Origin of the sequence: Oliverpabstia sp., assembly GCF_022785585.1 — a bacterium.
In the GTDB taxonomy this organism is placed as follows: Bacteria; Bacillota; Clostridia; order Lachnospirales; family Lachnospiraceae; genus Oliverpabstia; species Oliverpabstia intestinalis.
This window is the reverse complement of sequence record NZ_JALFPR010000150.1, coordinates 1-11,171: the sequence shown is the minus strand read 5'-3', so window position 1 is coordinate 11,171 and position 11,171 is coordinate 1. Positions and strand designations below refer to the sequence as shown.

The following is an 11,171-nucleotide window of genomic DNA, read 5'->3' as shown; positions in this document are numbered from 1 at the left end:
TTTTCTGCTCATCCTGGCGGATATGTGTCAGTTTGTACTGCCCGGATACGATGTGGTTTTCATCCATGCAGCACACTTCTATTCTGCCCTTTAACGCTTTTGCTTCCAGAACAGCCTCTATCTCCATGGCAACACTATACTCACCACATACGATACCTTCGAGTTCCTTGCTGTATCTCTCAATATACTCTGCAATCTGTTTTCGATAGATCTCTCCGCGGGCTTCCACCGGATTATCATAGGTAATATACGGGAGACTACACTTTCCGACCGGAGTCATACCATATTCGGAGATTCCCTGATAAAATCCTTCATTGCGTTCTCCAAGTGAAGACGTTCCGGTTTCTTCCATTGTGATAAATCCTATTTTTTTCTTCCCGTTTTCCGCAAAATACCGAACCAGCCGCGACATGCTCTGCACATTGTCCGTCCGTACCGAATCCAGTGAAATTCCATCTAATTTTTTATCAATAAGTACAGTGGGATATCCGTCAATCACCAGTCGAAGAATCTCGGTATTATAATACGATCCATGGCATGGCATTACAAACATTCCCTTTGCACCGATACCGCGCAGATAGCGGATTGACTGTGTCTCCAATTCCCGGTTTCCGTAGGAAAAACATGGGTACAGATGGTATCCCGCCTTTCTGGCCTGCTGCTCCAGTTCATACATGATCTGCAGACCATAGCTGGAACTGATATGTTCAAAAATCACTCCGAGAACAGGTTCCCCTGTCTGAGGAATCTCCGATTTTTCCGGTAATACCGCTTTTTCTTCCACCTCAATCCTGCCAACTTCCGGGTATTCCATGACAAAACTGCCTTTTCCTCTGATCCTGCGAATCCTGTGTTCTTCTGCCAGAAGATTCAGTGCTTTTTTTACTGTGATCGCACTCACTCCGTAATGTGCAATCATATCCTCCTCCACCTCAAGTTTATCACCCGGTTTCAGATCACCACACTCTATCTTCTGTTTCAGATCATTATATACATTTTCGTATAGAAACTGCTTCTTCGCCATGAGTACCCTCCGTTTTTTCTAATTCTGCCTCCAGTTTTTCCACCAGATTCAACAGTTCCAGTGGTTTGCGGATGATATAATCCGGCACTTCTTCCTCATTTTTCGGCTCCATCGGATACCTCGGACTCCATTTGATAAATACAGAAGTAATCCCAAAACGGTTGGCACCCACAATATCTCTCTCCAGATTATTCCCTACCATAATAATACGTTTTTTATCTTCGTCCGTCAGATGCAGCAGTTTCATCGCCGTCTCAAACATCGCCTGTGACGGTTTTTTTTCTCCTACTTCCTCTGAGATCGTTCTCGCATCGAAAATATTTTTCAATCCATGCTGACCGTAAGAATTATCAAAAGACTGTGTATATCCATCCGCTACCAGTTCAATCGTATACCCTCTTTCCTTCAGAGTAAGAAGCAGCTCTTTTGCACCGTCGATCAATTCGCAGCTTTGTACGATCGGTGAACCTTCGTTTCTGTACTCGGTTCCTTCATTTACCAAAGTGTCTCCGCTGTCTATAAATACGATTAATTTTTTGCTCATGATTTTCTCTCCATCTATGTTTTGCTGTCATTTTCTGTTTTCGTATTCTTATTTTAACATATCAAATATATTTTGCAACGGTTTAAAGTATATTTAATATGGCTTTTTCATATATTTTACTTATCAGTAGTTATGTTAAAATATAATAAAGTACAAAAAAGTGGTATAGCATCTGTTTGTCAGTCACCATACCACTTTTAGTTGTTATATTCTTATTTTTCTTCAAAACTGCACAGCGCCTTCACCTGTGCCCCATAGATCGAATGATTTCCATTGACCATATATGCCAGCAGGCAGACCACAACCAGAGGGCTCGCATTCTGGCTTCCAAAGACTTCCAGTCCGATCAGAATCGGTGCAATTACCGTGTTGGTTGCACTGCCAAATACTGCTGCATAGCCAAGGGACGCGCAGATGACCGGCGAAATTCCGAACACAGAACCAAGCACCACACCCAATGACGCACCAATGGAAAATAACGGTGTTACCTCTCCACCCTGAAATCCAATCGCGAGTGTTGCGATCGTCAGCAAAAGTTTCAGGATCCAGTCGTATCGGTAGATGGTATCGCCGGTAAAGGATGCCGTGATCAGGTTGGTTCCCAGTCCACTGTATCTTGCACTGTATAATGCCATCAATACAATTGCAAGAGGGATCGCAAGACAGCCGATCCGTACCAGTGGATTGCTGATTTTGTCTCCTGCCAGTTTCTTCGTCTTCTGCAAAAGTACAGAAAAACACCGCCCGGTCAGCCCGAACGCCAGACCGAGAATTACCAGAATAACTACATTTTTTATATTTCCAATCTTCCAGATTTCCTGTACATCCACCGCGAATTTTTTCAGTCCCAGCAGATGTGATGTCGTGGATGCTGTATAGGACGCGATCAGTGCCGGAAGCAGCGCATCATATTCCACATAACCGGAAACCCCCACTTCCATCGCAAAAAATACTGCTGCCAGCGGTGTCTGGAACAGCCCGCCAAATCCCGCTGCCATACCGGTAATCAGCATCACCGGTTTTGTTTCTTTGATATGAAGCCGTCTGCCCGTCTCATGCGAGAGCGTCGCACCAATCTGCACCGCCACCCCTTCCCGTCCGGCACTGCCGCCGAAAAGATGCGTGATCCACGTTCCGATCATCACCAGCGGAACGAGTGCCAGCGGTATTTCTTCCCGTTTTTTCTGTCCCACTTCGAATACCAGTGTCATCCCCTTCAGGCTCAAACTGCTGAATCGCTGATACATCCAGACAATTGCCAACCCAGCCACCGGAAGGATCGGGAGCAGATAACGATAATATTGCTCACGAAAATCCGAAATTGCCAGCAACCCTCTTCCGAAAATCGTGTCGACGATTCCCACGCAGATACCTACTAATACGGCAAGAATCACGTATTTCCCTTGCAGAATCCATTGTTCCTGTTTTTCTGCGGATATTCCTGTTTTCTTCTGTTTCATTTCGTTTTCTCTTTCCTCCATGTTCTTCTGATTTATTTCTCCCCTGAATGAGATAAAATACGCTTCGCGAATCTGACTCATTCCCTGCATAATCAAAGTTGAACCGCCGAACTAATAACTGATAGTTCCTGTAGCAAAAAAGGCTGATACTCCCGTGCCATGCACAGAAGTCATCAGCCTTTTGGCGGTTTCGATCAAAAATCGTGGGAGAACCTCATTCCCGTTCTGGATGAAAGTATAACAGTTTTTCCGCACGTTCGTCAAGGCAAAATCTGTTACATACACTTCTCCCTCTTATCTGTTTCTATCAGAACCCCCTCTCAATTTCCCGGTTCTTCCGCATCCGCCGGAACACCCCTTCCGGGATTGCCACGCAGAGTCCGCCGAGGATCAACAGTACACCGATCAGTTCTCTCCACGGGTACACGAATTTAAAATAACCAACCCGGCTTTTCATCACCACGGCAACCGCACCGAGCACGCCACTTCCCACCGTCAGTACCAGAACCCCGACGATCAGTCCGTAGAAAATCCCTTCCATCCGCGTCATGTTCTTTAGCTGCCGGGTTGTCATGCCGATGCTTTGCATCACGGAAAATTCTTTTTTTCTTACCGTATATCCTGTTACGATCACATGGAAATAGTTCATTGATCCCATAAAAAGCAGCACCAGACAGAGTCCGTACATGATGATTCGGCTGGACGCGATATAGGATCTGGCAGCGGACAACAGTTCTGATTTGCTTACCAGCATCAGTGTCCGCGAATCCGAGATATAATCTCCATGGCTGCTTCCCGTCACGAACTGCATATTGTAGCTGTCCACGGATTTTTCTACAGATTCCCGGATCATCGGCTCCATCGACCGTTTGACATCCATCTCCAGTACAAAGGTCTGTACCGGCAGCTGCATCCGCTCCATCCCCTTCTCGCTCACCAGAAAATACACGATCCCCGGTCCGTTCCAGGTCGTGTCGAGTGCCGGAAGCCCCTTTTCCTTAAAGTTCAGATAGCCGCAAAACTTCATATCCGCCGTCTTTTCTCCCTGCACCGTATAAGTGGAAAATGTCTCTCCCACATCCTCTCTGCCTTTTTGTGCCTCGATTCTCGAGAACAGATTATAGTGGAGCATGATTGCTCCCGTTCCTGCCTCCACACTGTCAATATCCAGACCCAGATCTTTCTCTTCATTAAACACTTTCAGTTCTTCCAGATAGGTATCACTGACCTGTTCTGCCACAAATTCATAAAGTTTTGGAGCGGTTTCTTCTCTATTTTCCGCATTCTCCTCAGGGATTTGATTCCCTTCCAGCGTCTCTCTTCGAAGATCCAGGATTTTTTCATCCAGCTGTAACTTGCCATAACCGCCCGTTACCTTCGCCACCGTTTCCACCCCGTCAAGGCCTGTCATTTTTTCAATCAGATCTTCCGGAAAATACGTCTCCTCCGTCGGATACTGGCTGATCGTCCCGGAGGATATATTTGTCATGATCTTAAAATCGTGGTTCTCCGCCTCGATCTGGTTGGTCATATCCGTCCCCTTCGTGATCACAACGGCAGAAAGTGCCACGCAGATCCCGAGAGTAAGAGAAACAATCGTCAGCACACACCGTTTTCGGAAACGGAACAGATTTCTCCATGCCATCGCTTTCAACGGATCTTTGCTCTGTCTTTTACTTTTTCTCCCTGCAAATACTTTTTCCATATACTGTATCGATTCCACGGGAGAAAGTTTTCCGATTTTCCGGATAACACCTGCGGCTCCGAGAAATGTAACCAGCATTCCGAAGCAGACAGACGCTGCCAGCATCCAGGGCCGAAACGCGATCATCGCAGAAGCTTTTCCCAGACCATGCAGATACATCCTCGAAAGCAATGCCGGAATCCCCGTCAAGGTAAATGCAATACCTGCCACACTTCCCCAAAGGCATCCCAGAACCGCTATTTTTCGGATCTGGCGGTACGCGATGCTTCGGATCTGTTTCCCGGTTGTTCCCAATGTTTTTAACAGCCCGAATCTTCGGATATCTTTTCCATAGGAAATGTGAAGCACATTATAAATCAGTAACCATGCAGCAAATAAGATCACCACAGCCATCACCGCTGCGATATCATATCCGCCGACCATCTCGGTCACAGCCTCCAGATCCAGTCCGGTACCGCCGAAAAACTGCTGACTGTCATCCCGCATCGGAATATCCTGATACAGCCGGTCTTCCACCGTCTGACCATCCACAATCCCGCTCTGTTCGATCAGTAACGTTCTCGACACTTTCGAAAGATCCAGCTGATCCAGATATGTCTTTGAAAAATAGCCGTACGCTTTTCCCATCGAAGGATCTACATATTCCGTATAATATCCAGACAACCGGAAATCCCCGGAGTGTTCTTCTCCCTCACTGTTCGTCATCGTCACCGGGATTACCATCCCTAGCTTCGGTTTGCTAACCCCAAGCAGCTTCAGAGCCCGCATGGACAGCATAATTTCATTCTCTTTCGTCGGATATTCTCCATGAATATCCGTATACGCCGGTTTCTGCATGTTTTCCCACGCCGTCTTGTCTAACACTGTACACAAAAAAGCGTCTGTGGCAGCAAAATCCGTTTCCATTCCTGCAGATCGGATATATGCCAGTTCCTGTATTTTCCGATACTGTTCTTCCGATGGATCCTCCAGTGTTGTGCTGGCTTTCGTTCCTCCATTTCTTACCATCAGCAGATAATCTGCCTGTATCTTTCCGATAGCCAGACTGAATACACAAAATATCATCCATACGGCAAATGCAACCGTTCCGATCAGGATCCGGTTTCGTCTTTTATTTTCCTGATATTCCCTTTTTGCCAGCAGCCGCAGGATCTTCTGGTTGTTATTTTTCATCCGAATCACCCGTCACCTTTCCATCCTCGATACGGATGATCCGTTCTGCCATCTGCGCGATCTCTTCGTTATGTGTAACTACCAGAATCGTCTGATAAAATCTTTCCGCGCTTATTTTTAACAGTCCGATCACTTCCATCCCGGTCACTGAATCCAGATTTCCGGTCGGTTCATCTGCCAGGATCACCGCCGGTTTCGTGATCAGCGCCCGTGCGATCGCCACTCTCTGCTGCTGACCGCCAGATAACATATGCGGCATGTGATCCAGTTTTTCCGTCAGTTTTAGGCTTTCGGTAATTTCTTTCAGAAATTTCCGATCGACCTGCATCCCGTCCAGCAATAACGGCAGCGTAATATTTTCCCGGACGCTGAGTGTCGACACAAGATTATAATTCTGAAAAACAAATCCGATATTTCTTCTTCGAAAAACCGTCTTTTCTTCCCCTGACATTTCCTTCAGTGAGGTTCCCCGCACCCATACTTCTCCGCCGGTCGGCTCGTCCAGACCGCCCAGCATATGAAGCAGTGTGGTTTTTCCACTGCCCGAGGAGCCGACGATAGCCCCGAAGGTTCCTTCCGTTACAGAAAGTGAGACACCATCCAGGGCACGCACGATCCCGGATGGTGTCTGATAATATTTTTTTACCTCTTTTGTCTCAAGTATCTGCATCTTTCTTCCTCCTGTCGCAGTTATCTGTTCTTTTTCTCTGCTTTTCTATGATTGTAACAGCCAAAACTTACAAACTGCTTACACGGGAAGAAAAATCGCTACTTCCAGTCCCTGTTCTTTTCTTTTTGCTTTCATGAATCCGCCGTGGAGCGTCACGATCTCCCGGCTGATATACAGTCCCAGACCAAATCCCGGTTCTCCGGTCACTCTGCTTCCCCGGTAAAACCGCTGAAAGATCCGGTTTTCTTCTCCTTCCGGAATCCCGATGCCATCGTCGGATACCACGATTCTTGTATACATTTCATCCTGCCGCACGACGACCCGGATCTTCGAGTGTTCCGGTGCGTATTTTACACTGTTGTCCAATAGATTATAGACCGCCTCGCCAATCCAGTTCCCATCATGCCACACTTTTGTCTCTTCCGCTCCGGTTACTTCCACTTCCATCTGCTTTTCTTCTGCCGCTTTCTGTACCAGAAGTACCGCTGAAAATATCGTATCCGCCAGAGCATCGGTTGTTTTTTTGATCTGGATCATCTGTTGTTCCAGCCGCGCCATCTTGATAAAACTTTCTGTCAGAAAATGCAGCCGCTGTTCGGATTGTTCCAGTGCGCGCAGGTATGTCCTTCCCGGCTCTCCCGCTATCTCGCCCTCTAAAAGCTGTGTGTAACTCTCCACGCCCGCCAGAGGATTCCGCATCTGATGCGCGATCTCCCCGATCAGTGCTTTCGTCTCATCCCGCTCTCTGGTAATCTGTGCTTCCACGCCCTGATTTTTCTCAGAAATCCTGCGAATCTGATAACGGATCTTTGCCGGAAGTGTATCTTCATACCCGATTTCTCCCGGCTGGATACATTCCCCGTTCAGAACCCGCTCCAGCATCCGGGAAATCTCTTCCATCTCCTGCTGTGCTTTTCTTTTTCGAAACATGTTATTCTCCAAACGTATAGCCAAGCCCAAACACATTTTTCACATACACAGGATGTGCAGGATCCGGCTCGATCTTCTTTTTCAGGCGGTTCAGCGTCACATGCAGCGTATTTTCTTCCACAAAATTCCCGCCATCATCCCAGACCTGTTCGAGAAGCATGCGTTTTGTTACTACTTTTTTCTGATTTCGCGTAAGTACTTCCAGAATCCCGTACTCTTTCGGTGTCAGCACTACCGGCTGTCCCTGGATCCTCGCTTCTTTCCGGTCATAGTCCAGGCTGAAATCCTGATAATAAAACACCTGATTCGGCTCACCGCCTGTTCTTCGAAGCACCGCCTCGATATGTTTTAAAAGCACCGCATGTGCCACCGGTTTTACCAGGTAATCGTCCGCACCCGCATCGAATGCCTCCACAATATCCTCTTCTTCATCTCTCGCTGTCAGAAAAATAGCCGGCAATTTCTCCTGCCCGCTCCTTTGCCGGCACAGTTCCACGCCGTCTCCATCCGCAAGCCCGCGGTCGATTAAAAGCAGATCCACCGGCTGTCTCTCCAGCAACCGGCGGACTTTTGTCACAGATTCAGCTGCAAATGCCTGATAGCCATGAGATGTGAGCATCTCCACCAATGCCTGCCCCAGCAGCGTGTCGTCTTCGATCACTGCAATTTTATACATCTTTACACATCCGATCTGGCGTAACTGTTTTTCATCTGATTACTCAGTTCATACAGAACTTTTTTCAATGTCGCAGAAGCTTCTTTCTGTACCATTTCTGCCACTTTCCGATTCGCTTTGCGTTTCAGTTCCATCTGTTTTTCCGGATCTTTTTCATCAACAAGAAGTGCATCGTACTGGTTGATCAGTGCATGACTTTTTGCCAAGACATTTTCCTGATAGTGCTCCACATGGAACAGAGATTTTCCATAAGAAGCATCTGCCATCGCTGCGATCATGCGGCTGGTCCAGTAGAAGTTTTCGGTAGAGACTTCACCGGTCGTGTTGGCAAGATATTCCGGTGTCTCGTCCACATCCGCATAGAACGGAACCATCGTGTTAAATGCATTCGATGCGTAAGCCACCCATTCCAGCGTTCCAAATGCAGCTCCTCCTTCCGGGCGCATCTGGATCAGAGACATAAAATCATTTCGGTTGATACCGATCGAACGGTACGCACCGCTCATGGATTTGTCTCCATAGGACAGGTACGGATCATATGGTGTTCCCTGATAATGTGCAGATAATACATATTTTACATCTTCCGGCGTGATCTTCTTTTCCGGAACCATGCACCACGGAATGTCATCGGACAGTGGTGTGTAATCGGCGTCCGGACCGTCCCAGTTTACGGAATTCGGATTCAGATACCGTTCCATGTACCAGGCTCTCGGCGTATTGTATACATGGTCGGAATCGTCATGGCTTCCGAAGGCATCCCGAGGATTCAGAACGCCGTCCATGGAAAGATCCAGATGGTATTTCCCGATAAATTCTTTCAGGTCCGGGGAGCACATGTATTCTTTCTGCTCGCCCAATGCGTCCTCCAGATCAAATGTATCGATGCCCAGCTGGTTCGGCATTACCACATACACATCATCCGGCACTCTTCTTGCCATCCAGTGATGTCCGCCGATCGTCTCCAGCCACCAGATCTCGTCAGCATCCTGGAAAGCGATTCCGTTATTTTCATATGTGCCATACGTTTCCAGAAGCTGTCCCAGTCGGGCAACACCCTCACGGGCGCTCTTAATATAAGGAAGCACCAGGCACACGATGTCTTCCTCTCCGATACCACCCGGTACTTCTTCCTGACCGTCTTTTGCCGGCTGATATACCACCAGCGGATCGGCGCCCTGTACACGCGGGTTGGTTGTGATCGTTTCGGTGGCTGTCATGGCTACATTTGCCTCATTGACACCGCTTGCTGCCCAGATGCCTTCTCCTTTTTCTGCATTTGGCATGGATGTATAGCGCATCGCCTGTTCCGGCAGTTCTACTTTCACATGGGAGAGCACGGAAACATAGGTTTTCGGCTGTTCTTCCGGTGTTACCACCACGAACTTTTTCGCTGTAAAATGTCCGGATCCGGAGTCGTCGTTGCGGGCGATCATTGTGGATCCGTCGTAGGATGCTTTTTTACCTACTAAGATTGTTGTACAAGCCATTTTTCTCATCTTCCCTTCTGTTTGTTTTGCTGGTTTTTATTTTAGCACATTGCTAACTTACTGTAAATCTGACCTTTTTGGTATACGGACGTAACCTTTTCGCGTACGGACGAACCCATGCCCAGGCTTCCACTCGTCAGACAACCGCTGGCAACGCAAATCTGAGCTAGCCGCTAACTGCGACTATATTCACGAGGGTCGGCTGACCCTCGCGAAAGTCTGCGTAGGTGCTGGATCTCAAAGCTTGCCCTAAACGCCCACCTACAGAACCTGCCACTGGCAGCTTCCTCCGGATGCAATGCAACAAAGTGTTGCGCCTCACAGACCTCCCGCCACGGCTGCTGTTTCTTCTATATCTACTATTTTCCTCACAGATTTATCAGCTTTGATTCTATTTATAATAATTTTCTCAAATTATTATAAAACCACTCTTTCTCATGAATTTATCATTATAATTATATATTTTGTTTGCACTTTCTTTTTGCAATCAAAACTTTTATTGTTTCTGCCATTCTTTTTCTCACCTTATTTAATAGTTATTTTTCATTTTCTTCTTTCGATGATACCTGCGTAAAACTATTGTCAGTGTTCTCGTCGGTGAGGGTCTGCTTGAGTTTTTCTACCTCCTGCGGGATATCCGGTCGGAAAGAGAGGTACCAGGTTTCGGTTTCGGTGATGTATTTTTGCCGGAAGTGTTTGCTGGTACAGAAAGCGGTTCTCAGGTTATGGAGACGGTCAGCTCCTTTTACGGCGTAGTCTATGGGGTTTTGGCGGATGCGGGTGACGTAAGTTTGCATATCATAACCTTTTTCTTTTGTGAGCAGTTTTACCGCTTGCAGGACTTCTTCACCGGCGATGGAGCGGATCTCGTCTTCGGTAGCATCCGTGTCTTCCAGAAGATCGTGGAACAAAGCTACAATCTGGTACTCGATATCATAACCCTCTTTTTTCAGAATATCGGCTACCGCTACCGGGTGCGTGATATACGGAGCCCCACCGATTCTTTTCTGGGTTCCATGTTTCTCTTTTGCAAATTCATATGCTTTTTCGTATAGTGCCTGATCATATACTATCTGCTTTTCTTTTGTCCGCATCTCTTCCATAAAACTGTCCTCTTTTTCTTTTGTGTTTACCACTTATCTCTCCTAACGGGATAAGTATTGTTTTAATAATTTCTCACTCCTGTCTCTCATTTTTCCTCAATATAATCAAACGCGATCCTGTCGCTTCCGTCTCTTGTATGGATGATTCCGCACTCCTGGAATCCATACGAGTGGATGGCTCCCTGCATCGGTTTGTTATTTGCATGGGTATCGATTCTCAGATAACTGCACTTTTCTCTGCAAAAATCAAAGCACCTTCTCGCAAATCCTTTTGTAGTGCCATCAGAAGCGATTCGATGAATCGTTCCATATTCTTTCTCACTGCGCCATGCACCCTGATAGATTACGCGATATGTAGGATCCTCTCCAATGATAAAGACAAATACCCCAACCACATTC

9 protein-coding genes, 1 pseudogene and 1 riboswitch are annotated in these 11,171 nt (G+C 47.0%); all 10 genes and pseudogenes read right to left on the bottom strand.

Features of this window, described 5'->3' with window-relative positions; all coding sequences use genetic code 11:
• On the bottom strand, positions 1-1,024 hold a 1,024-nt coding region (locus MSA64_RS10545), incomplete at its 3' end, for a GntR family transcriptional regulator (RefSeq protein ID WP_287891560.1).
• Complete coding sequence (locus MSA64_RS10540) at positions 987-1,568, bottom strand: HAD family hydrolase (protein ID WP_287891559.1); 582 nt, start codon at positions 1,566-1,568, stop codon at positions 987-989. The genes MSA64_RS10545 and MSA64_RS10540, both read right to left, overlap by 38 nt.
• 212 nt (positions 1,569-1,780) lie before the next feature.
• Positions 1,781-3,028, bottom strand: coding sequence for a chloride channel protein (locus MSA64_RS10535; protein WP_287891558.1), 1,248 nt, complete (start codon positions 3,026-3,028; stop codon positions 1,781-1,783).
• 157 nt (positions 3,029-3,185) lie between these two features.
• Positions 3,186-3,259: riboswitch (Fluoride riboswitch) on the bottom strand.
• Between the two features lie 76 nt (positions 3,260-3,335).
• Positions 3,336-5,906 carry an ABC transporter permease gene (locus MSA64_RS10530; RefSeq protein ID WP_287891556.1) on the bottom strand — a complete coding sequence of 857 codons (2,571 nt, stop codon included), beginning with the start codon at positions 5,904-5,906 and terminating at the stop codon, positions 3,336-3,338.
• On the bottom strand, positions 5,896-6,576 hold the full coding sequence (locus tag MSA64_RS10525) for an ABC transporter ATP-binding protein (RefSeq protein WP_154432139.1): 681 nt from the start codon (positions 6,574-6,576) through the stop codon (positions 5,896-5,898). Before MSA64_RS10525 ends, MSA64_RS10530 begins: the two co-directional genes overlap by 11 nt.
• A gap of 78 nt (positions 6,577-6,654) precedes the next feature.
• A complete protein-coding gene (locus tag MSA64_RS10520) occupies positions 6,655-7,506 on the bottom strand; it encodes a sensor histidine kinase (RefSeq protein WP_287891555.1) in 852 nt (283 codons plus the stop codon).
• Position 7,507: 1 nt separating this feature from the next.
• Entirely contained in the window at positions 7,508-8,182 is a 675-nt protein-coding gene (locus MSA64_RS10515) for a response regulator transcription factor (RefSeq protein WP_287891554.1), read from the bottom strand.
• Between the two features lie 2 nt (positions 8,183-8,184).
• A complete protein-coding gene (locus tag MSA64_RS10510; protein WP_287891553.1) occupies positions 8,185-9,669 on the bottom strand; it encodes a C69 family dipeptidase in 1,485 nt (494 codons plus the stop codon).
• A 536-nt stretch (positions 9,670-10,205) separates the two neighbouring features.
• Complete coding sequence (locus MSA64_RS10505) at positions 10,206-10,805, bottom strand: HD domain-containing protein (RefSeq protein WP_287891552.1); 600 nt, start codon at positions 10,803-10,805, stop codon at positions 10,206-10,208.
• A 53-nt stretch (positions 10,806-10,858) separates the two neighbouring features.
• Positions 10,859-11,171 (bottom strand): annotated as a pseudogene (locus MSA64_RS10500) (N-acetyltransferase); the annotation flags it as partial.